This is a genomic window from Alteromonas sp. ABV4_515 (genome assembly GCF_056160345.1).
Window position 1 is genome coordinate 500,597 of sequence record NZ_JBSWWZ010000001.1, and the last position, 26,210, is coordinate 526,806.

A 26,210-nucleotide genomic window follows, 5' to 3' on the forward strand; every position below is an offset into this window, starting at 1 on the left:
ACTATGAAACTAACCAAAAACCTCGTTTTTGCCGCGTCAGCCATTGTTGTTGTCGGTCTGGCCTGGGTAATTTTAAGCACCGATGAAGCCGATGCTTCTGATCAGCGAACGAACGATGCCTATCTTCGCGCGCATTTCACTGCGGTTTCTCCCCGCATTTCCGGCCAGATAGAAACCGTATCGGCCATGGACTATCACGCAGTGAAACAAGGCGATGTGCTGTTCGAGCTCGACAATGCCGAGCAGAAAGTTGCGGTAACGGCTGCCGAAGCAGAATTGGCTCGCACCCAGGCTACCCATACTCGACTTGAAGCAGAACTGGTGAATCAGAAAAACAAAATCGCCATTGCCAAAAGCCGTGTTGATGCCGCTACGGCGCGCCTGAATGTGGCGAGTGCCGACAAAACCCGATACACCAATATGGCAGAAGATGGTTCCGGTACCCGTCAGGATCAGGAAAATGCACAGACCGCCCAAATCGAGGCGCAAGCCGCGCTGGATGCTGCCCGCCTATCGCTAACCACCGAGCAAGACACCATTGCTATTATTAACGCGCAACTGGCTGAGGCCGATGCGGCGACACAACTTGCCAATGCCCGTTTTGAAAACGCCAAGCTCAACCTCTCGTATACTCGCGTCACTGCGCCATTAGACGGCGTGGTTTCACAGCGAAATGTGCGTGTGGGCGGTTATGTTCATGCTGGCGAGCGTGCACTGATGTTGGTGCCTAAAGATGATCTCTTTATTGAAGCCCATTTCCGGGAAACACAGGTTGCGCACATGAAAGTGGGCGATCCGGTTTCGATTACCTTTGACTCACTACCGGGTGAAGTTTTCCATGGCACCATCGAGACCTTTGCGCCGGCCTCAGGCGCCAGCTATTCGCCGGTCGATCCGATAAACGCCACGGGCAACTTCACCAAAATTGTACAGCGATTGCCGGTGCGCATTCAGTTTGATGCCACGCCAGAACAACAGTCGTTCTTGCGGGTGGGCATGTCAGCCATCGTAGACGTACAGGTTATTTAAATGGATTGCTGCGGTTTCAGCGCGGCCATATTTGGAGAAAGAAGATGAAAGGTATCGTCATCACGTTTTGTACTACCCAAGGGCGTACTTTGGAAGACAGCACCGTTGCCGAATGGCTAATGGCCTGTGCGAAGAGAATGAATTTATCCGGAGCCACGGTGAATGATTCGATTTCCAGTTTCGGCCACCATGGTGAGTTCCACGCCACCAATATGTACGACTCGTATGATCAACCCGTACAAATAACTATGGTAGTATCCGAATCTGAACGAGACGAACTGATGGCCGCGATAAAAGCGACCGGCGCACGACTGTTTTACACGCAGCACCCGGTAGATTACGGCTACACCGACGAAGAAAATCAGTAGGAAGCATTATGCAGCAGAGCACCCGTGCGGGACGGAATCCGCGACCGGAAAAAGTAGAGGCCGTGCTTGCCGCCGCCAGAAAGCTGTTTCTGACATATGGCTTCAGCAACACCACTACCGACATGGTGCAGAAGGAATCGGGTGTATCTAAAGCCACCCTCTACAATTGCTACGGCACCAAAGAAAGTTTATTTGCTGCGGTAATTGAACAAGAATGCAAAGTCTTCAGAGAAGTCTTTACTGAAATTCTGCCAGAAACCAAATCGCTGGAGAAAGGCTTATACAGTATGGGCCGGGCTTATCTGGATGTTTTAGTTGACCCCGATACGCTGGCTTTTTACCGGGTAATGGTTTCCGAAGCATCCCGCTTTCCTGAATTGGCAAGCAACTTCCTCGACATCGGGCCTAGAACCACCCATGCACTGTTCACCGATTTCATCCATTCACACTGCAACTCACTGACAAGCGAACAAGCCGACCGTTTTGGCGCGATGTTCATGTCGTTGCTGCGAGGTGAAATGCACACCCGCTGCTTGTTGCTCATCAACTACAGGCCATCGGCTAAAGAGCTCGATGACCATGCCGTTTATGCAGTACAAATGGTGATGAGGAATATTGCATCGTATTCCGATGCTAAAACCCCTATCGAATAGAATGCAAAAAGTGCATGTGTTTTTGATATTGTTCTACAATGTCATGAATGACGGCATCTTGCGGCCACCCCATGATGTCGTAATCTTGCCCGCCTTCTCTTAGGTGCACCTCTGCTCTGAAGTAAACGTCGTCTGCTGTCTCGTCATCGCCTTCATCATCATCGACACTGTAATTAGGTTTTTCATATGAAAAACGCCTGACTTCGTAGTGAAAATCGTAAGCGTCTTCCAGTGCAACAGTAAACATCAAACGACCAGGTTTGACTTCCTCTATTTCAGCTTCGACATTGTGTTTTGAGAGTTGTCGCTTCACTCTCACCATGGCATCTTTCACCACCGTGGCAATGTAATTATTGACGTTCTTTTTGTCCGGGTAGTCGTGAATACTGGCAAGTTGTTTTTCCCAGCCAGAGTCGTCATCACTTCCTAGCACCGCGAGTCGCCAGTTATTTGTCTGCAGACTGTCGCGCTTGGCGATATCTACCCTCAGAGCTTTCAGTAAACCATAGGTAGCAACAAGCAACACAATAGCGAAAGGCAGCGCACTGGCTATTGTCATGGTTTGCAGTGCTCCTAGCCCACCAGCAAGCAGAAGCACAGCGGCAACGATGCCTTCGGAACTGGCCCAGAAAATACGCTGCCAAAGTGGTGTGTTGTCGTTCCCATTCGAACAAAGCATATCGACAACCATCGAGCCTGAATCTGAAGAGGTGACAAAAAAGACAATAACCATACATGTGCCGATAAAAGACAGCACACCAGAGAAGGAGAAGTTTTCTAAGAACGCAAAGAGAGAAATAGCTTCATCTTTCGAGACCGCCTCTGCGAGCGCAGATACGCCCTGGTTCATGATTAAATCAATTGAGGAATTACCGAAAACAGTCATCCATAACAGGGTAAAACCGCTCGGAATAAATAAAACACCGAAGGTAAATTCACGGATGGTTCGGCCACGTGAAACTCTGGCAATGAACAGCCCTACAAATGGTGCCCAGGACATCCACCAGCCCCAGTACAAGATAGTCCAGCCTCCCAGCCAATCAGTCTTTTCATAGGCAAACAGGTTAAACGTGTTTCGCACTATATCCGAGGCATAAGCGCCCGTGTTTTGAACAAAAGCCTGCAGCAAGTAAACAGTAGTCCCCAATATGAGAATAGTCAGGAGTAAAATTACCGCTAACCCCATATTGAGTTCGGATAAACGTCGAATGCCTTTATCAAGGCCGGTAGTCACTGAAATGATGGCGAGCAGTGTTACACCGATTATTAATACGATTTGCGTTACTGTGCCTAGGGGAATATCGAATAAGTAATTTAATCCTGAATTGACTTGCAGAACACCGTAGCCCAGAGACGTTGCCACACCGAACACGGTTCCAATAACGGCAAATACATCGACAGCATGACCGATTGGGCCATAGATTTTCTCACCGATTAACGGATAGAGTGCTGAGCGCAAAGTCAGTGGCAGCCCGTGCCGGTAACTAAAGAAGGCTAGAATTAACGCGACAACCGCGTAGATAGCCCAGGCATGTAGCCCCCAATGGAAAAATGTTAGCTTCATTGCCTGTTTTGCGGCTTCAACAGTTTCACCGTCGCCCACAGGAGGGTTGATAAAGTGCATCACAGGTTCTGCCACACCGAAAAACATGAGCCCAATGCCCATACCCGCTGAAAACAACATAGCGAACCAGGTTACATACCCATAATCTGGCGTCGAGTGATCAGGGCCCAATTTAATGTCCCCGAACTTCGATAACCCCATAAAGATAACGGAAACAAGAATTATTGCGACGGTTAAAACATAGAACCAACTGCCGTTCTCCACAATGCCTGATTGCAGTGCGCCAAAGATACTATCTGCACTTTTAGGAAAAGCAGCAGTTAATAAAACAATGGCGGCAATAAGTGCCGTGGCGGAATAGAAAACAGGCGGGTTTAGTTTCCCGGGTGAAGAACTGGTTGGCATGTGGATTCCCTTTGGTGAATGTGGCGCTTAACTTTTTTGTTTGATGTTTGATACGGCCTTTCACTGATTAATGGTTTCTACAAGCTGTAGATAGAAGTAAAAAAGGTGCACTGTATAGGTTACACCTGTGCAGTACATGCGACTCGATTGCACGCAATTTCGTACCTAAACAAAAGCCGCTTTTCAGCGGCTTAAGAGTATGTTTTTCAACATTGAATTTTAGGACTTAGATCAGAACGGAATGTCATCATCAAAATCGAAGTCAGGCTCAGCCATAGGGGGCTTATTGCCGCCTTGCTGGTTTCCACCCTGGTTACCGCCGAAGCCGCCACCTTGGTTGCCTTGTGGACGTTGTTGATATCCACCGCCCTGATTATTGTTGCCGTAACCGCCGCCTTGTTGGCCGCCCTGGTTACCTTGTGGACGTTGCTGGTAGCCACCTTGTCCGCCCTGACCACCACCTTCGCGGCCGCCCAGCATTTGCATTTGGTCGACAATGATTTCTGTGGTGTAGCGATCCTGGCCTTGTTGATCCTGCCATTTACGGGTTTGCAGTTTACCTTCCACGTAAATTTGTGAGCCTTTCTTCAGGTACTCACCAGCAATTTCTGCCAGTCGACGGTACATGGTTAACCGATGCCACTCTGTACGCTCCTGCATCTGACCTTGCTGATCCTTCCAGCTTTCACTGGTCGCCAGACTCAGGTTTGCCACGGCGTTTCCATTTGGCATGTAACGTACTTCAGGATCGTTCCCGAGGTTTCCTACCAAAATGACTTTGTTGACGCCTCTCGTTGCCATCGATGTCTCCTGTAAACTCTGTCTTATTCTGTAACTTGGTGCATTTAAAGCGTTATTTTACGGACTCTGAGCGGTTCAAGTCGCTCGACCGATTACCAAAAAATTTCGCGCCATAAATTGCGATAGTGGGTCAGTATACCTGATTTTTTTCAGCAACTGAGGGATAATTTTCACCAACGCGATTAAGCCATTCTCAGCGCTCAGTTTTCCTGATTTCAGCCCCCTTCTGATAGCCGCAAGAGTAGCATGGAAGAAGCGTGAGGAAACTGCACCTTTGACGAGTTTTCACTTGTTCGTGGTATCACGCTGCAGCACGTTACTCACGCTCAGGAGCTTAATCTGGCGTAAACAGGCTCACGTGACGAAATTCCACTTGCCCGGCTTCTGGCGCAGCATCGTTGTCGGCAATGAAAGTCATGTAACGGTAAGCACCAGGAGTCATCAGTTCGCCCACCGGGATCTCAATTCGCTGCCAGCCGTCAGTGGCTGTCACGTTTTCCGCATCCAGCCCGTAGTCCTGAGTGCCACCAAACGACAACACGGCCTTTTCATTCTGGGAATTATTAGTGTCAAAGCCCAATCCCGCTATCTCCACGGTACCTGACAGTCGAACCTGAGCCACCAATACAGAATCGGCTTCAACATCGAAATCGCCTTCCACACGTTTCCACGCATTGCCAGATAAGGTAAGTGAAAGTCCATCGTTACTCACTTCGGCATTGCTGGTCTCTGCGCTGTCTTGCTTCGCGTCGTAGGCTGACACTGTGTTCTGACTAAAGTTTAGCGCGTCATAAAGTCGCACATTGGTTAACGACAGCAGCGGTAATTTTGGTGCTGAAGGTGCGTCATCGTCGAGGGCGAAAACCATATTCGAGTACTCACCGTGTTTTAGCAATTGCCCTAACGGCAAAGAAAAGCGCTGCTGACGTGCGCCACTTTCATAGCCCGATACCGGTATGCCAAAAGACTGTGTGCCAAAGAAAGCAATCAGTTCGTCATCAGCGATACGTTCATCGTTATCGAAGCCTATACCGGCCAACTCAGGATTGCCCTCGCCATAAACGGTTGCGTCCAGAACTGTGTTTTCAGTTATCTGATATTCGCCTTCCAAAGAAAGCCAGGTGTTGCCCTCTAGGCTTAATTCATTGTGCCACGGGGTAAACGCGTTCTTCTGGTTCTGCGAACCATAGCTTTGCAGCGAAGCAGTATTGAAATCTATGGCACCGGCAACAGGTGCTCTTCGATAATGAAAGGCGCCCACGTTTTCATCGGTAATACCCACCACAAGTTGTTCACCACCAACCGAAAAATTAGGGATGCGGTCTGTTTCAGGTATGGGCAACGTTTTTGGTGCGGGCTGTGATTTTAGCTCGACGGCGACATCCTGATTAACAAGTGAATCATCATAAAAAGGCTCTGAGATATCGGCATTATCCCTAACCTCGCCATCTTCTAAATTAAACGAATAATTATTGATAAAGCGGCTGCGGTAGTCGCGCTGTGGGTCCCACACGCCAAAGCCACTGTTTTCGCTGGGGTTGTTGCTGAGTAGCACGTTGTTAATTGCATTCACCCAAAAGCTATTATCGCCTTCCACATTCGAGGCTGTGATACCGTTACGTTCGGAAATCACATAGTTATTGAAAAAATTCACCTGTCCTTCGGGATTGGAACTTAAGCCACCCGCTTTGAGCGATGCCCACATTTCACCCCGTTCATCGCCCATCTTGCGAATGGTATTATTGAACACATAGCTTGGTCCCTGACGGTTCGGTGCAACACTAATACCCCCGTAGGCATGGGAGAATTCGTTGTTGTACACCAGAACATTGTGCTGACTACCGTCGAGCTCGATGATGTCATCGTTAGCGTAGGCAAAGCGGTTATTGTAAATGGCGGAGTCGCGAATAAAGCCGCCCACGTCAGACAAGTTATACCTGCTTTCCACCACATCGTTAAACCTTACGCTGTCGCTACCCATGAAGGTGTTGTTGCGCAAAATGATCTGGCCTTGAAATGCTTCGTTCGGGTGATTGGCAAATGCAATAAAAGCATTTGACCCCTTAGGGTGGCCATAGCCCCAGTGGTTGGCGCTGAGTACCGGATCGTGCACGTAGCAGTTCTCGATGGTAACCACCCCGGTTCGGCGTAAATAAAACGCGGAATCGTGATTAATACGACGACCTTCGTCATCATAAGCACGACCACGATCGTAGCCAGCGGCTTCCCGGCCCCAATTCGAAATATCACATCCATTTACCCAGATATGGTGCGCTTCTTCAGCGAAAAAGCCCAAATCGCCGCCCTGCTCAATGACAATATCCTCAAAGTAAATGTAGCTCTGGGCTCCCAGCCAAATTGCCTGTTTCGCATCGTCACCGGCTATAATAGGGGTGGCTTTGTCCCCTTTAATCATTGCCCAGCCATCTTCGCTACCTTCGATGCCGAGCGCTTCAACATTCAGCACGCCACCGTCGTAAATGTCTTTCAGGTTATAGATTTTATCTGGATCTATGGGCGGTTTGTTGGCACGGGTAGTCACCGTTTCAACTATGCTGTGTTCGCCGTCGTCATCCTGCACGCTCAATTTTACTTCATAAGCGGTAGCAGGCGTGAGTCGAACAATGGCGCCGGAAAGCTGCTCGCCTACAGGGTCGTAATATAAAGCATTGGCATCAAGCCATTCGCTGTCTCCAACCTTGCGGTACTGAAGGTTGTTCGATGTTGTCTCGTCAGCGCCTGCCATGGTGATGTTTACCGATTCGATTAACGCGCTCAGGTTCATTGATGGCTGCTCTGTACTTATCGCCTCTGCACTGACAACAGACGAACAGACAACAGGTGTGCAAAGCATTGCAGGAATGAATAAGCGGCGTAATCGTGACATAGCGACCTCGTAAAGTAGCAAGGTGGAAAAAGGTATTACTAGTCGCTACCGAATGGGCTTAGGAAGGAGATCACTAGAGAACATTACAGTATGTAAATCAAATAACCTGATTACATTAACAGAGCATTAATCGATGCGCTAACCGGTTGAATTAATAGAAATTGACGGCCAATAAAAAAACCGCCCGGAGGCGGTCTTTTCAGATCACTTGTAACCGGTGTTCGCTTACCACCAAGTGATATAGAACGCTGCGGTTACGATAGCGATGGCAACGGCTGCAATGTTGAAGCCTGAAGTAGTAGTAAAGCTCACTTCACCCAGCTCAATCGCATTTTCATGGTCGCCTTTCTTCTCGGCCAGTGACACGATAACTGCCAGTGCTACACACAGCAGGAACACAATGCCTACACGGTCGATAAACGGCACATCCGGGAAGAACGAACGACCTGCCAGGCTCAGGAAGAATGAGCCCAGGGCTGCGATTAAGCCGCCGTTGGCCGTGGTTTTCTTCCAGAACATACCTAACGCAAACAGCGCTACGATGCCCGGCGTAAAGAATCCGGTAAATTCCTGAATGTACTGGAACGCTTGATCAAAGTTACCCAGCAGCGGCTTCGCTACCAGCATAGCAATAATCAGAGAAATCAGGCTCACAATACGACCCACTTTCACGTAGTGGTTCTGAGACTTATCAGGATTTCTTGGCTTGTAGAAGTCCATGGTAAAGATGGTCGACACACTGTTGGTCATTGATGCCAGTGAAGACACGATAGCAGCAACCAGCGCAGCAAAAATCAGACCTTTCAGACCCACTGGCATCAGCGTCATCAGTGATGGATACGCTTCGTCAGCACGGTTCAGATCGGGTACCAGCAGTACAGCAGCAATACCAGGCAGTACAACAATTAACGGCATCAGCAGTTTCAGGAAGGCAGCAAACGCGATACCTTTTTGCGCTTCCTGTACGCTTTTCGCTGCCAGCGTACGCTGGATGATGTACTGGTTGAAGCCCCAGTAAGACAGGTTCATGATCCACATACCACCAATCAGTACCGAAATACCAGGCAGGCTCTTATAGTGCGGGCTGTCTTCAGACAGAATCATGTCGAATTTTTCAGGCAGACGCGTAGTCAGTTCATTGAAGCCGTGGATAATGCCGTTGCCGTCACCAATCAGATTCAGTGCCGTGTACGACAGGAATAACCCGCCCAGTACCAGCAGTACAACCTGAATGATATCTGTCATCGCTACCGCTTTCAGACCGCCATACAACGAGTACGCCAGCGAGAAAACGCCAAGGAACAGCATGCCGTACATCATGTCGACACCCGCAATAGTATTAATTGCCAGCGCGCCAAGCCACAGAACTGCAGTGAGGTTTACAAATACGTATACCGCTAACCAGAATACTGCCATGACAACGCGAACGCGATGGTCATAACGTTGTTCCAGGAATTGCGGCATGGTGTAGATTTTGTGCTTAAGGAAGATCGGCAGAAAGTATTTACCAACGATTAACAGCGTGATTGCAGCCATCCATTCGTAGGAAGCAATGGCAAGTCCGATCTCGTAACCCGAGCCAGACATTCCGATAATTTGCTCTGCGGAAATGTTTGCTGCAATCAATGATGCCCCAATTGCCCACCAGGGCAAACTTGAGCCAGCAAGGAAGTAATCATTGGTATCTTTTTCATGGCCTTGTTTCTCACGAGAAACCCACCATGCGATCCCAATAAGCGCGATGACATATATCACAAATACCGTGATATCCAACGTCTCAATGTTCATATTATTTCCCAACGAATGTTATTTTTATCTGAATATTTTTTGTAACAGGTTAAGCGAAAGCCCCCTGTTCAGCCGAGCAGATGTAAATGGATTGTGTATACCCGGTGCGCGCATAATAATGTTTCTTAACGTTTTCTTCTACTTGGATTACGATATTTTTTGGCACCAATGCCACTACGCAACCACCAAAGCCACCGCCTGTCATCCTTACTCCGCCCTGCTCTCCAATAACATCGGCGATAATTTCCACAAGAATATCAATAGGTTTAACGGTAATTTCAAAGTCATCACGCATAGACTCATGCGACTCGGCCATTAGTCTGCTAACGTCGGCGGTACGCTCTTCATTTAGCGCGTCAAACATCTCCAAAGTACGCGCGTTTTCCGTTATCACGTGTCGGGCTCGCCTGAAAACTACCTCAGACATGTCGCTTTTCGCTGCGTTTAATTGGTCTATGTGCGCATCGCGCAGGCTTTGCACGCCAAGAATCTCAACGGCTTCTTCGCATTGCTGACGACGAACATTGTATTCGCTGTCTACCAGACCACGCTTAACGTTTGAGTTAATAATCATGATCGCATACTTGTCGGGAATGGGAGTATGTTGAATAGCCAGTGAACGACAATCGAGTAGCATTGCCTCCCCTTTTTTGCCCATGGCTGAGATCAATTGATCCATAATGCCGCAAGAGCAGCCCACAAACGTATTCTCCGCTTTCTGACCCAATAGCGCAGCCTGAATGCCGTTCACATCGATGTTATAAAGGGCCTTGAACATTTTCACGATAGCCACTTCAAACGAGGCTGACGAACTTAATCCTGCGCCTTGAGGCACATTGCCCGTAACCACCAGATTCGCACCTTTCACATCCGGAAACACCTCCAGCAGCACCTTGCACACGCCGCGAATATAGTTCGACCAGCTGGCTTCTTTCACATGTTCGATGTTATCCAGGGAGAACCGGTTGCGCTCGCCATCGTAATCCAGGGCAACAACGTCGATAACACGGTCGTCTCGGGGAGATGCGCAGATCCAGGTGCCAAAGTTAATCGCCGCTGGAAATACAAAACCGCCATTGTAATCGGTATGTTCACCAATCAGATTCACCCGGCCGGGCGCCTGTATGGTCACGGCTGGCTCACAGCCAAAAGCGGTTTCGAAAGCGGAGGCAATGTGTGTATTCTCAGTCATGACGTTGTGTCTCTTTATAATGTACTTCTGACAGTGCTTTTATTCGTTGTGCGGCTTGTTCTGGCGTTAAGTCTCGTTGCGCTTCCGCCATCATTTCGTAGCCCACCATGAACTTGCGCACAGACGCCGAACGCAGTAACGGTGGGAAGAAGTGTGCATGCAACCCCCACTCAGCATGCGCCTCGCCATCGAACGGAGCACTGTGCCAGCCCATGGAATACGGGAATGAGGTTTCAAACAAGTTATCGTAGCGCGTGGTAATGTTACCGATGATTTGCGCCAGGCTCTGCTGTTGTCCATCGTTCAGTGACAGCAGTGAGTTCGCTTCAAAGCGCGGCAGTAACAAGGTTTCAAACGGCCATGCAGCCCAATAAGGTACCACAACCACCCAATCGTCGTTTTTGCAAACCACACGTTCATCGCTTTCCACCTCGCGGCGCGCGTAGTCTGCCAGCATGCTGGTACCCTGCTTAGTGTAGTACTCGCTGAAATGCTGCTGCTTTTTTGCCGCTAACGTGGGTAGATGGCGCTGTGCCCACACTTGTCCGTGAGGATGCGGATTGGAACAGCCCATCATCGCACCTTTGTTTTCGAAAACCTGCACCCAGGTATAGTCTTTACCTAACTCTTCGGTTTGTGCCACCCAGGTTTTCACCACTTCTACGCGTGCTTCATCGGTAAGCTCTGGCAGGGTTTTGCTGTGATCCGGGGAGAAACAAATTACCCGGCTGCAGCCTTGCTCCGCACTGAAGGTGAACAGTGGATCGTCTGATGACGCGTCTGGCGTATCTTGTTGAAGCGCAGCAAAATCATTGCCGAACACGAAAGTGCCGGTGTATTTCGGATTCACTTCACCATTTACACGGGTGTTGCCCGGGCATAAATAACAATTTTCATCATAAGACGGACGCACCTCGTTTGAGGGTGGTTCGTTCTGCCCCTGCCATGGCCGTTTGGCGCGATGAGGCGATACCAGAATCCATTCGCCAATCATTGGATTGTACCGGCGATGCGGATGGTCAGTAGGGTCGAAAGGTGTAGTCATAGTTATCTCACTTTATTGCTCGCGCGCCGGATTATTTTGGCAAAATAATCATACCTGGCGCTGAAAGCGATCTGTTATACCTTGTTGGCAATTGACTGCGGCTTAGCTGCGCCAGCCTACTGCTATTGCAATTAAGGTAAACGTTTTACCTAATGATTAAAAAATATCGCTCCCTCAGGAACGATATTAAGATTAATCCTGAACGCTAAAATTGAGCTTCATCCAGGTAACGTGCTCTTCCCCCGGTGTAATCCAGCCGCCTGGAAATTCCGGATGATTGGGCGAATCTGGAAAAGCCTGTGGCTCTAAACAGAGTGCACCGTCATCAACAAACGTTTGCGCGCCGGCTGAAGCCATACTCAGGCAGTTTGCAGAATAAAGTTGCAAACCTGGCGTATTTGTCCATAAGGTCATTACTCGTCCACTCTGACTCTCAAGCACTTTTGCTGCAGGTTCTGCGTTAGGCTCAGCAAAGGTATTGAGTACAAAGTTATGGTCGTATCCCGAACCTAGCTGCAGTTGTTCATCGGCTACTGAGATGTCTTCCCCCATGGCCTTCAGCGCTCGAAAATCAAATGGCGTATCGGACACACTGCGTAACTCTCCAGTAGGCACGCAGTCTGCGTTCAATGGGGTAAAAGTGTCAGCGTTAATCACTACCTGATGGCCAAGCACATTGCCTTCACCCGCTAAATTGAAATAACCGTGGCTTGTTAAGCTTAACGGTGACGTAGCGGTAGACGTGGCTTTCATCAACAGACTTAGCGTATTGGTATTGTCTAATGAATACTCGGCGGTGATTTCTCTATCGCCTGGAAAGCCGCCTTCTCCATCGGGGCAAACAACAGTTAGCGTTAACGTTGCAGTATGGTCATCGCTAGAAGATGTTGCCTGCCAAACCTTCTTATTAATCCCCGCACTGGCACTGTGAAGATTGTTGGAGCCTGCGTTCTGTTCAAGTTGATACTTCTGTCCATCGATAGTAAACGCACCATTCGCAATGCGGTTGGCGTAAGGCCCTACCAGCGCGCCAAGGAAGGCACCATCGTTGGCATAATCTTCCGCGCAATCCAGGCCGGCCACCACATTAGTAAAGTGCCCCTTTCGATCAGCAACATTAATTGCCGTAACAATACCGCCGAAATTCGTTACCGATACGGTCATGCCGTTATCGTTGCGCAACGTGAACACACTCACATCACAGCCGTTCACAGCCCCAAAGGGTTTTACAGAAATGTCTGGCAAACTTTCACCTCAAAAATGGCTCGGTAAATCGCGGGCTTCTGTCGCGTTCGCTAAGTGCTTTACAGAAGGGTTAAATCACTGTATCTCTTAATATAGCGCAAAATGTTAACACAATGGAAACAATGAGGGTATACGTTTACCCTTAAAAATAACTTCATGTTATATTCTCTTTAAATTTCAGGCAAACCGGTTTTTCGTGCATTTGAGATTAAATTTCTTAACATAGGCGGCCTTGTCCGCAATTTGGTAAAAAGAACCGACTACAGGCACAACAATAAATGGCAACAATTAAAGATATCGCATCTGCTGCGGGCGTTTCACTGGCTACGGTTTCCCGGGTAATTAATAACGGGCCGAAGGTTGGCGATGCTACCCGAGCCCGGGTGAAAACGATCATGCAGGAAATGGGATATCGTCCTAACGCCAATGCCCGCGCACTGGTTACTAAGCGAAGCGCGTCGTTAGGGGTAGTCATTCCTGAACTACTTGAACCGTTTTTTGCTGCGCTTGGTCAGGGTATAGAAACCGTTACCCGGCAACAAAAAGTCCAAATTCTGCTGAGCGCGGGCTCAATTGAAAAAGAGACCGAACGCAGGGCAATTGAAACCTTGCTTGAGCATCGGGTTGAGGCCATGGTGGTGCATAGCAAAGCGTTATCCGATGCGGAACTTATTGATTTTGCTTGTCAGATCCCCGGTTTTGTTTTGATCAACCGCTACATTCCTGAAATAGCCAACCGCTGTGTCTGGCTGGATAACGAGGCGGGTGGTTTTATTATGGCCGAACATATGATCAAACAGGGTCACAGTAAGTTAGCGGTTGTCTCAAGCAATTATCAAATTACCGACCCGCAAATGCGTATTGATGGCATTCGCCGCGCTGCTAACGCCCACGGTATCGACATACCTGATTCACACATTGAGTTTTCCACGCCAGATCAGGAAGGCGGCGAACTGGCTATGCAAAAGCTATTAAGTCGAGATGTGCAATTTACTGGCATTCTGGCCTACAACGATGCGATGGCGTCAGGTGCGATGACCATGTTGCAAGATAACAATATTGCCGTGCCGCAGGATGTTTCGGTAATAGGATTCGATGATGTGTTACTCGCCAAGTACTGTCGCCCAAAACTGACCACCCTCCACTACCCTGTGGAAATGATGGCCGGACTGGCCACTCGACTTGCACTCGATTTTGCTATGGGTAAAAGCGGTAAAGAAGAGACCCACAAATACACACCAACGCTCATTACCCGCCAATCTGTGGCAGCGCCACGCTAGATTCTTAAAGTCTGTAGAACGTTCTCCGCATGCATTTCCTTTTGTCTGCAATATTGGCATTATGGGAAAAAAACACCGGAGAAGTCTATGTCAGATCAAGGGAAATATGATGCGCTGAACTTAGAAGAGCTGCAGGCTCTTCGTGCTGCACTGAATGCTGAAGAAGAGCCTGAACGGGCGGCAGAGATTGATGCCGCGATAGCCCGGAAACAGGCAGAAGTAATCGCCGCACCAAACGCGGAAACCATCACTGAGCCAAGTGATACCACTATCACACGCTCTGTAAGCCATGAAGCTACACCTGCCAGCACCGCGTCAGAAGGCGCAAATGCAGCCTTCAAACCGGAACAAGAACCGACACATTCAGCACAGCCCGATGACAGACTAGCGTCACTCGGAGAACGCCTTGGTGGCGCCATCATTGATATGGTGATCAGTGTGCTTATTTCTATTCCTCTGTTTTTTTTCGTTGGGATGGAAGCCTTGGCCCAACCTACGTTTTCAGTACTGCTGATGTCGATGGTCTACTCTGTAGTCACTTACATCGTTGTTCATGGTTACTTTCTGATTAATTTCGGACAAACTGTTGGTAAGCACTTCATTAATACCCGAATCGAAAATCTCGATGGCTCCCAGTCTTCTTTTACCAATATCGTGGTAAGACGATACCTGCCGGTGGCCGTAATAGTGAACATACCGTTTATTGGTGGCATTGCCGCATTGGTAGACATTTTTTTCGTATTCCGCAAAGACCGTCGCTGTGTGCACGACTTCATCGCGGGTACCCGTGTATGCCGCGTGCCTGAGTCAATAGACGCGTAAGAACCCTTACAACAGGAATAAGAATGAAAAACAAAACCGTTCTTTCATTGCTGATCGGCGCATCAGCAATGCTTTCTTCACAAAGTCAGGCAGTAACAGACGATCAAAAAGTTATACTCGACTTACTGCAGTCTAATGCCAAACAAGATTCGCTGTCTTATGACGTTATCGAATCACTCACCACGGAAGTCGGCGCCCGTTATGCAGGCACACCTGCCGCAGACAAATCCGTGCAATGGGCACAGGATAAAATGAAGGCGTTGGGTTTCGATAAAGTTTGGATAGAAGAAAGCAAGGTACCGCAATGGACCCGTGGCGATCTAACCGCTGCCATTTCCGGCCCTTATCCACACAAAGTTATTGCCTTGGCGCTGGGCGGTAGTGTGGGAACTAACGGCAAAGAGTTGAAAGCGGAAGTGGTTGAGTTTGCGTCGTTAGAAGCTCTGCAAGCTGCCAAGCCAGGTTCCCTGGACGGTAAAATTGCTTATGTTGGCTACCGTATGGAACGTCACAAAGACGGTCACGGCTACGGTGATGCAGTGGGGGCTCGCGTTGCCGGTGCGTCCATTGCAGCTGAAAAAGGCGCGGTGGCTTTTCTACTGCGTTCTGTTGGAACCGACACCAATCGTTTCGCACACACTGGCATGATGCGTTACAGCGATGGAATTAAGAAAATCCCCGCTGTTGCCATTTCAAACCCAGATGCCGATTTGCTGGAAAATATGCTGAAGCGTGAACAGCCAGTCACTTTCTCACTCACCACTTCAGCCAGTGGCCCTACCGGTAAAACAGCCACCATAGCCAACGTTATTGGCGATGTTACCGGTAGTGAAAAGCCGAATGAAGTAGTTACCATTGGCGCGCACCTCGACAGTTGGGATGTAGGTACCGGCGCAATTGATGATGGCATTGGTGTGGGTATTACGCTGGCTGCCGGCCACTATATTGCAGAATTACCGCAGCGCCCTGCTCGTACTGTTCGCGTTATCCTGTTTGCTGCTGAGGAAATTGGTCTTTGGGGTGCGAAGGATTATGTTGAACAACACAAAGGCGATATGGATCACCATGTTATTGGTGCTGAGTGGGATTTCGGTAATGGCGCGATTTACGAGCTAACCCCGGGTGTAGGTGCAGAAGCGCTGTCTGAAGTGCGAAGTTTTGCTGAATACCTGGCACCATACGGTGTAGGTATGTCGGATAAAAACGATGCCAAGGGGCAGTCGGATATGAGTGCGCTAGGTGAAGCGGGTCAACCCGCCATCAACTTCTCACCGGATGGCAGCGATTACTTCGATTACCATCACACAGAAAACGACACCTTAGATAAAGTAGATACAGACGCACTGAAAATTAACACCGGTATTTTCACCGCCTTTGCTTATTGGGCAGCAACGTCTGAGACGAATTTCAGAAAGTGATGTTGCGCTAAGCGAAAAATCAGTGACAAAAAAAGCAGCTTCGGCTGCTTTTTTGTTATTTATTCGATGGTTATAAATCTCGCAGGAACAACCGATACTGGCCTATTACATCCGGATACGTCATCGACTTGTTGTGTTTACCGCCGGGTACCACGTAAATCAATTTGTCCTTACTGGGCGAGACTTCGTACAGTTGGCGACTAAAAGTAATGGGCGTCGTGCGATCTTTATCGCCCACAATCAACAATAATGGCTTGTCTAACTGCCTAATAAAATCGTCATTCTCAATAATGGCCAGTTCTGGAGATACCTGCAGGAAAGTGAACACTTTGGTCCACTCAGGCACCATGTTCTGCACCACATCGTTCACTTTATTAATGGCACTGTCGAGCACTAAACCGTCGATATCCCGTTTTACCGCTACGTAACTTGCCAGAATAGAGCCCATTGATATGCCATGCACAACCGTTGGCAAATCATTCTGAAACACTTCTTTTCCGTAGTCATAAACCAGCAAGGCATCACGTTTCAGATTGTACATTCTTGCTTTGCCAGGTTTATCGCTGGCACCTGTGCCCTGATAATCCACCCACAGGATGTTCGCTGGCAGTTTACCAAACTCATGAATGAGCGCGGAATTGTTACTAATACTCATGCCGTTATCTGGAAACAGCACAATATTAACCTTGGGTTCCGGATACGCAACGGCAACACCCCGTAACGTGAGATCCTGGCTGTTTTTCAATTCCACCGTAGTGATTGTGATCGCCGCTTCATCTTTCGTTACCGCCTGATTTAATTCGGTAGTGTCTAGTGTGGACGGTGAATTATCCTGATGCAGGAAACTGGAAGAACTGACATCTATGGCACAGCCTGCAAGTGCAGACAGCATAGAAATGACGGCGAAAATACGAAAGCTTATGACCACTGAACGTTACGCTCTTATTGTAATTAATCGGAGTGAGTTTTTAGATTATAGAACCAGCTGGCGCTGACAGAAAGTACTATCAAGCTTGTTGCACTTTACCGTTGATCACCATGATGCAGTCCATGCCGGCGCGGGAGGCCGCTTCAAAACCAATCTTTGTATCTTCAAACACCACACAATCTTCTGGCGCTACACCGATTGACTCGGCAGCTTTAAGAAAGGTGTCCGGTGCCGGTTTACCGTTGACGACATCAGACGATGTTACCAATGCATCAAGTTTACCCAGTAATCCATGATGCCCTAATAGCGTTTCAGCACCAGACCGCTCGGCGCCAGTGCCTACTGCGATTTTCTTGTTACCCAAATTCGCATTGAAGATTTGAAACGTATCATCAATTAGCGTGGGGGTTTGGTCCATTGCCAACCAGGTGTTCTTCTTAAACTGCCCTACTTCTTGCGGGTCGTGTTGTTTGCTGTACTTCGCGTTTAGCAGCTCCGCCGTTTTCATGGTTGGCACGCCACCCAAACCGTACATGTAATCTAAATCGAAGGGATAACCAAAATGCTCACAGGTTTTTTCCCAGGCTTTCATATGTGCACCCATAGAATCAATCAGGGTACCGTCCATATCGAAAATAATGCCTTTGTAGCGACTTAAATCTACCATCACGACTCCTTACGCGTTGTAAAACTGGTTGATGAGGTTATACACCGTAAAACAACAACTGGATGACTTATTCTACAGCGACAGTGCCTCAGGCATACTGGGCGAGCAATTCTCTGGCCGCTTTGGTATCGAATCCCTTACTGATTTTAAGATATACCGTGCCATCAGATTCAGACGCCACCACCTCATGCACACCTTCTAGCTGCAGCAGTGATTTTTCCAGTGTTTGCGGCTGAACATTGGCGAAGGAAACCTGCATGGATAAGCGACGTAATTTCATCACTTCTTTAAGACCAAACAGAATGATAATCCAACATGCCGCACCGATGGCACCGGCCAGATAGGCCGTTTTCGGGGTCCAGATATCGGTTACAAGGCCCGACAATAAACCGCCGAGAAACGCACCGAAGAATTGAAAACTGGCATATATGCCCATGGCGCTGCCCTTCTGACCAGCAGGCGCAATGGTCGAGACCAGCGCGGGTAAGCTTGCTTCCAAATAATTAAAACCGGTAAAGAACAATACAACTGCCGTAACGACTACCCATAAATGGTGGTCCTGCATGTTCATCATCAGAAATGCCATCATCATCAGCGCTGCTGCCGTGATAACTACCGACTTTGGTGTTTGTCCACGACTGATCCCCATCAACACAATCAGGCCAATAATGGATACCGCCAGCACCGGCAGGTAGATGGTCCAATGGCTTTCCAGCGACATATCGAACTGCGTCAGCGTAAGCGGTAATTGCACGAATAGCAGCGTAATCATCATGTGCAGCACCATCACGCTAACGTTCAAACGCCAAAGCTGCGGTGACACAAACAGGGATTTAATTTCAGAAACGTGTGGCAGGGTGTCGCCACTGGCGCTAACGGTGACATCCGGCACCACCCATTTCACCAACGGCATACAACAGATGGCAAGTACACCGGTAACGCCAAATACTCCGGCCAGGCCCCAGTTTTGGGCAATCAGCGGGCCAATGAGCACGGCAAGGTAGAAAGAGAAGCCAATCGCGATACCGATCACCGCCATTACCTTTGCCCGCTGGGTTTCCCGGCTCACATCGGTGGCCAGCGCCATGATGGCACCGGCAATCGCACCCGCGCCCTGCAGAATACGGCCAATAATCATCACCATCATGCTGTCGGCCGATGCTGCAATGAACGAGCCCACAGCGAACACACACAATCCAAGCAGGATGACCGGTTTGCGACCCCAGCGGTCCGACATCATCCCCATAGGAATTTGTAACGCCGCCTGGGTAAGTCCGTAGCCACCCACTGCCAGACCTACCAGCAGAGGGGAATAATCAGGATAGTCCATCGCAGCAACTGCCAGCACAGGCATGACCATAAACAGGCCCATCATGCGCAATACATAAACCAGCGCCAATGCTAATGCGGCGCGAACTTCTAATGCGTTCAAGTGTGTTCTCGACCTTATTCTTGTATGGCGGCGAAGTGTAGCACAAAACCACTCGTCGCCCACCTCCGAGTACTAGCGGATGAGTGATCTACACTAACAGTTAAACGTAGTTAATGATTAAATTCCGCGCCGTCTGTGGCATACTTTCTCTTTTGGCAATTCTCAGGCTTCAATGGATAAAATCGAAATTCGCGGTGCCCGCACCCACAACCTTAAAAACATCGATTTAACCCTTCCCAGAGACAAACTGGTTGTTATTACAGGCCTTTCCGGCTCAGGTAAATCGTCTTTAGCTTTCGACACCCTGTACGCTGAAGGACAGCGTCGTTATGTGGAATCGCTGTCGGCGTATGCCCGTCAGTTCCTCTCGATGATGGAAAAGCCTGATGTTGACCATATCGAAGGCTTATCTCCGGCCATTTCTATCGAACAGAAATCCACCTCTCACAACCCCCGTTCAACGGTGGGTACGATTACTGAGATATACGATTATCTGCGTTTGATGTTTGCCCGTGTAGGTACACCACGTTGTCCGGACCACGATGTGCCGCTGGATGCACAAACCATCAGCCAGATGGTAGATAAAGTGCTATCCATGCCCGAAGGAAGCAAATTGATGCTGCTGGCACCGGTGATTCAGGAACGTAAGGGTGAGCACGTAAAAACCTTACAGAACCTGGCAGCCCAAGGCTTTATTCGTGCCCGTATCGACGGTGAGGTCTGTGATTTATCCGATCCACCTGAATTGGATTTACGCAAAAAGCATACAATCGAAGTGGTGGTCGACCGTTTCAAAGTGCGTGATGACTTGCAACTGCGACTGGCAGAGTCGTTCGAAACCGCCCTTGAACTGGCAGGCGGTAACGCGAAAGTGGCGTTTATGGACGATCCTGACGTTGAAGAAATTATGTTCTCAGCCAATTTCGCCTGCCCACATTGTGGATACAGCCTGAGCGAGCTGGAACCGCGCCTGTTTTCGTTTAACAATCCCGCGGGTGCATGCCCCACTTGTGACGGTTTAGGTACTCGTCAGTTTTTCGACCCGGCGCTAATTGTATCTAACGATGAATTGAGTTTGTCTGGCGGTGCTATCCGCGGCTGGGACAAGCGCAGCTATTACTACTTCCAAATGCTGCAGGCTGTTGCCGACGCCTACGGTTTTAGCCTTACCACGCCGTTCTCGGAATTGTCGAAAGAAGCGAAAGACGTGGTACTTTTCGGCTCTAAAGGTAAATCGCTGAACTTCAAATATATTAACGAGCGCGGCGACGTTATGGAGCGCAAGCATCCATTCGAAGGCATTATTCCGAATATGGAACGCCGCTACCGTGAAACCGAATCCAACGCTGTTCGTGAAGAACTGTCGAAGAACCTGAGTCAGCAGCCTTGTAACAGCTGTGGCGGTACCCGTCTTCGGGTAGAAGCGCGTAATGTTTTCATTGAAGGCACTAACCTGCCAAAAATCGCCGATATGTCTATCGCCGACGCTTTTGATTTCTTTGAAACACTGAACCTGACGGGGCAGAAAGCGCAAATTGCCGAGAAGATCTTAAAAGAAATTCTCGATCGCCTTGGCTTCCTGGTAAACGTTGGTTTGAACTACCTTTCTATGTCACGCAGTGCCGATACCCTTTCCGGTGGTGAAGCTCAGCGTATTCGTCTGGCCAGTCAGATTGGTGCCGGTCTGGTGGGTGTAATGTACGTGCTCGATGAGCCGTCTATCGGTTTGCACCAGCGCGATAACGAGCGACTATTGAAAACGCTGACGCACCTGCGTGATCTCGGTAACACCGTGTTGGTGGTTGAGCACGACGAAGATGCCATCCGCGAAGCCGATTACATTGTCGATATCGGCCCTGGTGCCGGTGTCCACGGTGGTCAGGTAATTGCAGCGGGCACCATGCAGGACATATTAGACAGTGAAGACTCACTTACCGGGAAATACTTGTCTGGTCGAGAGAAAATTGAAGTACCGAAAAAGCGCAACAGCGCCAAAGACGATAAATGGCTTACGTTAACAGGCGCGTCAGGCAACAATCTGAAAGACGTGACACTGAACATTCCCGTTGGCGTGATGACCTGTGTAACCGGCGTATCAGGGTCGGGTAAGTCTACACTTATCAACGATACCTTTTTCAAAATCGCTCACCGCGAGTTGAATAAAGCCACTACGTCAGAACCGGCCCCTTACAAAACCATGGAGGGGTTGGAGATGATGGACAAGGTAGTCGACATCGACCAAAGTCCTATCGGCCGTACACCCCGCTCTAATCCAGCGACTTATGCAGGCATTTTCACGTCTATTCGTGAATTGTTTGCCGGTACGCAGGAAGCGCGGTCCCGGGGTTACAAAGTGGGTCGCTTCAGCTTCAATGTGAAAGGCGGTCGCTGTGAAGCCTGTCAGGGCGACGGTGTCATTAAGGTAGAAATGCACTTCCTGCCAGACGTGTATGTGCCCTGTGATGTGTGTAAAGGCAAACGCTACAACCGCGAAACTCTGGAAATTCAGTACAAGGCCAAGAACATCCACGAAGTGCTGGAAATGACGGTGGAAGAAGCACGAGAATTTTTCGACGCGATTCCGGCCATCGCCCGTAAGCTACAAACACTGATCGACGTAGGCTTGTCTTACGTTCGATTAGGTCAGGCTGCAACCACACTATCTGGTGGTGAAGCACAGCGGGTAAAACTGGCGAAAGAACTGTCAAAGCGGGATACCGGCCAAACCCTGTACATTCTGGATGAGCCAACAACGGGTTTGCATTTCCACGACATTAAACAGCTGCTGGCCGTTCTGCACAGACTGCGGGATCACGGCAACACTGTGGTGGTTATCGAGCACAACCTCGACGTGATCAAAACCGCCGACTGGCTGGTTGATCTGGGCCCAGAAGGCGGCTCTGGCGGTGGTCAGATCATCGCTGAAGGCACACCGGAAGACATCGCTAAAGCGAAACAGTCTCATACCGGTCGATTCCTGAAACCCATGCTGTAAACACGGTAAGCGCTGGGTTGCGGTAGCTGAGTCGCCGTTAACCTGCGCTTATTTATGTCATAATCGCTTTGTCGAAACCGAAGATGAGTGAAGAATGGCTTTATCACGCAAATTTATGAGCATGTTCATGCTCGTTTCCGCTTTTATCGCAACCGCCGCACAGGCCGCTGAACCTATAGAGGTGTTCTGGGAAGATCTGGAGCCGCCTGGATTCAGTGCACTGCCGCCAGAGCCGGTTTCAGACCATCAAAGCACCATGGCACAGGCCCAACCTAACGCGCCAGTGGTGAAAAAGTACGATGGTAAACTGGTAAAAGTCCCGGGCTTCGTGGTACCCCTGGAAGGCACAGACGATCTCACTACAGAATTCCTGCTGGTGCCATTTTTTGGTGCCTGCGTACATGTGCCGCCACCGGCATCCAATCAGATTATTCACGTAACGTTTGAAGAAGGCGTTGCCGTGGAATTCAGCAGCAGCCCAATTTGGGTGACCGGCGTAATTTCCACCGACGGCTGGCAGGGTGACATTGCGTCAGTAGGTTACAACATGAAAGGCGCAGAAATCGCCCCGTATAGTTTGTGATTAAGCCGCGCTTTCGCGGGGACAGTTTTGTCTCTCGATAGAGCCTCGGGCAGCGCAGCGGGGTTAGGTTTTGTGACAGGAAACCGTCCCCGCGATAGCCGCCACCTCTATTTCGTATATATGTGCTCGGCGCGGTTGAACAACATCCACGAAGTGAGTATATACTTATCGTTACTCTCAGGAATACAGCCGCGATGGGTGTGAGTGAAGCCTGCAGGGGCGATGACCATACGTCCCGCTTTGGGCTTCACGCTGCGCTGCTGATAATAGAATTCCGTTTGGCCGCCTTCTTCCACATCATTCAGATAGAACATAAACAGCACCACCCGGTGCAGGGCATCGTTGTGCTGCAACTGTGGATACACCTCTGAATGCCAGTAAGGATAGCCGCCTTCGCCCGCCTTGTAGCGCTGGGCGTTAATATCTCCAATACGAAACAGGTAGTTCACCAGATTCGGTAGTGCCGGACGGCCCACTTCGGCGTAATTTTCGCCGGTCATTTTTACCGGCTCACCGGTTTTCGGATGGCGAACAGTGAGGCCAATGGGGCCTACCAAGGAGAAGAAATACTCATCGATGTATTTCATCAATTCGCTGCCTACCTGGGCCATCACGTCTTTCAGATAAGGTTTGAACACGTCGTCTCGTGAGAATGACACATCCACGCTGCGTTTTTTATCTGTGTCTATGCCACCGCCTGTTTGCCCTGGGGCAAGGTTCGCGCTCTTTTCGAAAGCGGCAACAATGTTGCTACACTGTTCAGGCGACAGTACGTCATCGATTACGGCGATAAAGTCGGTTTCTTTAGGGTGCATGCTCAGTCCTTTAAATGCTGTTCCATCTTTGCGCGAATGTCGTCGGGGATAGGCGCTGATTCCTGGGTTTCATAATTGAAGTGAACCATCGTAGTGGTTCCGGTGGCGCAATGCTTATCGTCCTGCCAGATTTCCTGATACACATCAAAAGAACTACCGCCTAGACGTCCGATCCAGGTTTTCACCGTAACGGACTTGCCGTAGTAAATCTGCTGGAGAAAGTCGACTTTGTAGCTGGCCAGGATGAGCGGCCAGCGGGATAAATCCAGATCTGGCAGGAACAGTTTAAACACCGGATCTCGCGCCGCTTCCAGCCAACCAACATGCACTGTATTTCCCACGTGCCCGAGCCCGTCAGTTTCGTAAAAACGTACATCGAAGGTGGTTTCAAAAGGAACTGCTGACATGTTTTATCTTTGTTGTGATGTCGGAGTGCCAGCATAGCATTTTCAGCGTATTTCTGAAGGTCTGCAGATGAACCTTTACGAAATATGGTGTAAAGAGCCGGGTAGCAGAGGGCATAAGCCCCCTGACTTATATTCAACTCAATCGCTACTGAGGATGAGCTCTGCAGTATATTCGTTAGTGATAAGCTTAGTGATCAGGCGGCTTCTCATTGCACCCATAATCGCTTCCACTTTCATCGCCCCTGCAGCCATGGCAATAACCGGTTTTTCAGGCTCCGGACTAAGCTCGACACTGGTAACACGGCGATTGATATCGCAATCAATCATCTTGCCATTTTTGTCAAATATCCAGCTCAACATTTCCCCGGTTCCGCCTTTGTGCAGCAAATCATCCACATCGGTCTTGCTGACAAAGCCATCGACAAATATTGGCGAGGTAGGCCCTATGTTACCCACCCCCACAAAGGTAGCGTCAGCCGTTTTAGCACGGTCGAATATAGGTTTAATGTGATCCTGGGCCAGCCAGTCTGGGCGTTGTTCGGCCGTAGGACAAAGCACTGGTAGTAGCATAGGATAATATTTGGCATTTACCCTGTCGGCGACCCGAACCACCACGTCATAGGATGACGCAGAACCGTCATTCATGATGTTCCCAATCAGCGAAACAATGTGGTGCTGCTCACAATTGAGAGGAGCAAGTTCGTCTGCACAGGCGCGCAGTGCACGACCCGTACCCATAGCAATGGTTTGCGGTTCGGGAAGCTTAAGATAACGCTCAAGTTCAGCCGCTCCCGCCTGAGCGAGACCAATGATGGAAGACGGATCGGCAGGATCACTGGGAACGACTTCGCAGTCCTGTAATCCAAAACGGTCCTGGATACGATGACTCAGCTCCATGCAGCGAGCGATAGGATGATCAAGACGCACCTTGATGAGTCCGGCTGACACAGCAAGTGCCACCATACGCTGAACGGACTGTCTGGAAACTCCCAGCTTGCGAGCTATTTCGTCCTGCGTGTTCCCGGCAACATGATATAACCAGCCCGCCCGGGCCGCTTCGTCTAATCGTCTGGAATCGTTAGCTTGAGGCAAATTCATGATGGTATGTTATTCCTTAGTTCAGGCAACACAGAGAAAAATTGAGACCAGTGAGTGACGACTCTGCTGACACCGTCGGGCAAACTGATGTCGCCAATGGCGGAGGGCATGTGTGCGCCGCCCTGAAAATGCCATACCTGCATGCTGGCAGCGGTACCCGCTCGTAGGCCATGCAGGCTGTCTTCAATCACCAGACAATTCTGTGGTGCAAAACCCTGTTCGCTGGCAGCAAACAAAAAAAGATCCGGTTCAGGCTTCCCGCGTTTTACCTGTGAAGCCGTATAAATGTTATCGCTGAAGTACTTTGCCAGCCCGGTGGCTTTTAGTGCCCGGTCGGTTCTTTCCCTATGACTGGATGTGGCCAGGCAAAATGGCACATTCAATTGAGACAGAACGTCTTCGATGCCATCAACCGGCGTCAGCTCTTTGTCAAACCGCTGCATCAGTGTTGAAAGATAGTGCTGTTCAAACGTATCGGGCAGCGTGACGCCGAAATCCAGACTGACTTTTTCACGTACATGAGAAAAGCTGCGGCCGAGAAACTGACGGGTAAAATAGCTGTTGTCTATTGAAATACTGTAAGTGCCCAGCAAACCGGCCAGCACCGAAAGGCTAATCACCTCGCTGTTAATCAGCACACCGTCGCAATCGAATATCACCAGCTCTACTGGTATACCACCACGTTCGTCAGTGCTAGGTGCATATTGGCTGTGCAATCCGGAAACTCCCGTAAATACCGCATTAAAGTCACTCTGATCAGGCCCGGGTTTAATCCGGGCCTGATCCGG

The 26,210-nt window shown here is 49.5% G+C and carries 22 protein-coding genes; 8 read left to right on the forward strand and 14 right to left on the reverse strand.

Annotation, left to right across the window (positions count from 1 at the left end):
• Positions 1–3: 3 nt before the first annotated feature.
• Genes ACXAGX_RS02165 through ACXAGX_RS02175 form a run of 3 tightly spaced genes read left to right on the forward strand, consistent with a single transcriptional unit; the run spans position 4 to position 2,050 of the window.
• Positions 4–1,029 carry an HlyD family secretion protein gene (locus ACXAGX_RS02165; protein ID WP_474836270.1) on the forward strand — a complete coding sequence of 342 codons (1,026 nt, stop codon included), beginning with the start codon at positions 4–6 and terminating at the stop codon, positions 1,027–1,029.
• Positions 1,030–1,073: 44 nt separating this feature from the next.
• Entirely contained in the window at positions 1,074–1,397 is a 324-nt protein-coding gene (locus ACXAGX_RS02170; protein WP_474836272.1) for a DUF190 domain-containing protein, read from the forward strand.
• 8 nt (positions 1,398–1,405) lie between these two features.
• Positions 1,406–2,050 carry a TetR/AcrR family transcriptional regulator gene (locus ACXAGX_RS02175; protein WP_474836274.1) on the forward strand — a complete coding sequence of 215 codons (645 nt, stop codon included), beginning with the start codon at positions 1,406–1,408 and terminating at the stop codon, positions 2,048–2,050.
• Here ACXAGX_RS02175 and ACXAGX_RS02180 read toward each other — a convergent pair.
• From ACXAGX_RS02180 to ACXAGX_RS02210, 7 genes are all read right to left on the reverse strand, one after another.
• Complete coding sequence (locus ACXAGX_RS02180) at positions 2,040–4,019, reverse strand: BCCT family transporter (RefSeq protein ID WP_474836276.1); 1,980 nt, start codon at positions 4,017–4,019, stop codon at positions 2,040–2,042. The genes ACXAGX_RS02175 and ACXAGX_RS02180 overlap by 11 nt on opposite strands.
• A gap of 231 nt (positions 4,020–4,250) precedes the next feature.
• A complete protein-coding gene (gene ssb / locus ACXAGX_RS02185; protein ID WP_474818931.1) occupies positions 4,251–4,820 on the reverse strand; it encodes a single-stranded DNA-binding protein in 570 nt (189 codons plus the stop codon).
• A 334-nt stretch (positions 4,821–5,154) separates the two neighbouring features.
• Complete coding sequence (locus ACXAGX_RS02190) at positions 5,155–7,707, reverse strand: right-handed parallel beta-helix repeat-containing protein (protein ID WP_474836278.1); 2,553 nt, start codon at positions 7,705–7,707, stop codon at positions 5,155–5,157.
• Positions 7,708–7,932: 225 nt separating this feature from the next.
• Positions 7,933–9,495 (reverse strand): sodium/sugar symporter, encoded by a 1,563-nt coding sequence (locus ACXAGX_RS02195; protein WP_474818929.1) that lies wholly within the window; start codon positions 9,493–9,495, stop codon positions 7,933–7,935.
• Positions 9,496–9,544: 49 nt separating this feature from the next.
• A complete protein-coding gene (gene galK / locus ACXAGX_RS02200; protein ID WP_474836279.1) occupies positions 9,545–10,687 on the reverse strand; it encodes a galactokinase in 1,143 nt (380 codons plus the stop codon).
• The gene (locus tag ACXAGX_RS02205) at positions 10,680–11,732 is read right to left on the reverse strand and encodes a UDP-glucose--hexose-1-phosphate uridylyltransferase (RefSeq protein WP_474836281.1); all 1,053 of its coding nucleotides are present in this window, start codon (positions 11,730–11,732) and stop codon (positions 10,680–10,682) included. Before ACXAGX_RS02205 ends, galK begins: the two co-directional genes overlap by 8 nt.
• A gap of 192 nt (positions 11,733–11,924) precedes the next feature.
• Positions 11,925–12,977 (reverse strand): aldose epimerase family protein, encoded by a 1,053-nt coding sequence (locus ACXAGX_RS02210; protein WP_474836283.1) that lies wholly within the window; start codon positions 12,975–12,977, stop codon positions 11,925–11,927.
• A 278-nt stretch (positions 12,978–13,255) separates the two neighbouring features.
• On the opposite strand from ACXAGX_RS02210, the gene ACXAGX_RS02215 reads away from it, so the two are divergent.
• The 3 genes from ACXAGX_RS02215 to ACXAGX_RS02225 all read left to right on the forward strand — a co-directional run bounded on the left by ACXAGX_RS02215 (position 13,256) and on the right by ACXAGX_RS02225 (position 16,497).
• Complete coding sequence (locus ACXAGX_RS02215; protein ID WP_474836285.1) at positions 13,256–14,257, forward strand: substrate-binding domain-containing protein; 1,002 nt, start codon at positions 13,256–13,258, stop codon at positions 14,255–14,257.
• Between the two features lie 87 nt (positions 14,258–14,344).
• The gene (locus ACXAGX_RS02220) at positions 14,345–15,079 is read left to right on the forward strand and encodes an RDD family protein (RefSeq protein ID WP_474836287.1); all 735 of its coding nucleotides are present in this window, start codon (positions 14,345–14,347) and stop codon (positions 15,077–15,079) included.
• A 23-nt stretch (positions 15,080–15,102) separates the two neighbouring features.
• Complete coding sequence (locus ACXAGX_RS02225; RefSeq protein WP_474836289.1) at positions 15,103–16,497, forward strand: M20/M25/M40 family metallo-hydrolase; 1,395 nt, start codon at positions 15,103–15,105, stop codon at positions 16,495–16,497.
• A gap of 70 nt (positions 16,498–16,567) precedes the next feature.
• Here the strand turns inward: ACXAGX_RS02225 and ACXAGX_RS02230 are convergent, their stop codons facing one another.
• The 3 genes from ACXAGX_RS02230 to ACXAGX_RS02240 form a co-directional block, all read right to left on the reverse strand.
• Positions 16,568–17,425 (reverse strand): alpha/beta hydrolase, encoded by an 858-nt coding sequence (locus ACXAGX_RS02230; RefSeq protein ID WP_474836291.1) that lies wholly within the window; start codon positions 17,423–17,425, stop codon positions 16,568–16,570.
• 79 nt (positions 17,426–17,504) lie between these two features.
• Complete coding sequence (locus tag ACXAGX_RS02235; RefSeq protein ID WP_474836293.1) at positions 17,505–18,092, reverse strand: beta-phosphoglucomutase family hydrolase; 588 nt, start codon at positions 18,090–18,092, stop codon at positions 17,505–17,507.
• Between the two features lie 88 nt (positions 18,093–18,180).
• On the reverse strand, positions 18,181–19,524 hold the full coding sequence (locus ACXAGX_RS02240) for an MFS transporter (RefSeq protein WP_474818920.1): 1,344 nt from the start codon (positions 19,522–19,524) through the stop codon (positions 18,181–18,183).
• Between the two features lie 172 nt (positions 19,525–19,696).
• On the opposite strand from ACXAGX_RS02240, the gene uvrA reads away from it, so the two are divergent.
• Both uvrA and ACXAGX_RS02250 read left to right on the forward strand, forming a co-directional pair.
• A complete protein-coding gene (gene uvrA, locus ACXAGX_RS02245) occupies positions 19,697–22,519 on the forward strand; it encodes an excinuclease ABC subunit UvrA (RefSeq protein WP_070123345.1) in 2,823 nt (940 codons plus the stop codon).
• Positions 22,520–22,613: 94 nt separating this feature from the next.
• Positions 22,614–23,102, forward strand: coding sequence for a DUF3299 domain-containing protein (locus tag ACXAGX_RS02250; RefSeq protein ID WP_474836295.1), 489 nt, complete (start codon positions 22,614–22,616; stop codon positions 23,100–23,102).
• A 107-nt stretch (positions 23,103–23,209) separates the two neighbouring features.
• Here the strand turns inward: ACXAGX_RS02250 and ACXAGX_RS02255 are convergent, their stop codons facing one another.
• The 4 genes from ACXAGX_RS02255 to ACXAGX_RS02270 all read right to left on the reverse strand — a co-directional run bounded on the left by ACXAGX_RS02255 (position 23,210) and on the right by ACXAGX_RS02270 (position 26,138).
• Entirely contained in the window at positions 23,210–23,917 is a 708-nt protein-coding gene (locus ACXAGX_RS02255; protein WP_474836297.1) for a 2OG-Fe(II) oxygenase, read from the reverse strand.
• A gap of 2 nt (positions 23,918–23,919) precedes the next feature.
• Positions 23,920–24,324: an acyl-CoA thioesterase gene (locus tag ACXAGX_RS02260; RefSeq protein WP_474836299.1), complete on the reverse strand. Its 405-nt coding sequence runs from the start codon at positions 24,322–24,324 to the stop codon at positions 23,920–23,922.
• Positions 24,325–24,462: 138 nt separating this feature from the next.
• Positions 24,463–25,422, reverse strand: coding sequence for a sugar-binding transcriptional regulator (locus tag ACXAGX_RS02265; protein WP_474836300.1), 960 nt, complete (start codon positions 25,420–25,422; stop codon positions 24,463–24,465).
• Positions 25,419–26,138 carry an HAD family hydrolase gene (locus tag ACXAGX_RS02270; protein WP_474836302.1) on the reverse strand — a complete coding sequence of 240 codons (720 nt, stop codon included), beginning with the start codon at positions 26,136–26,138 and terminating at the stop codon, positions 25,419–25,421. Before ACXAGX_RS02270 ends, ACXAGX_RS02265 begins: the two co-directional genes overlap by 4 nt.
• Positions 26,139–26,210: the final 72 nt, after the last annotated feature.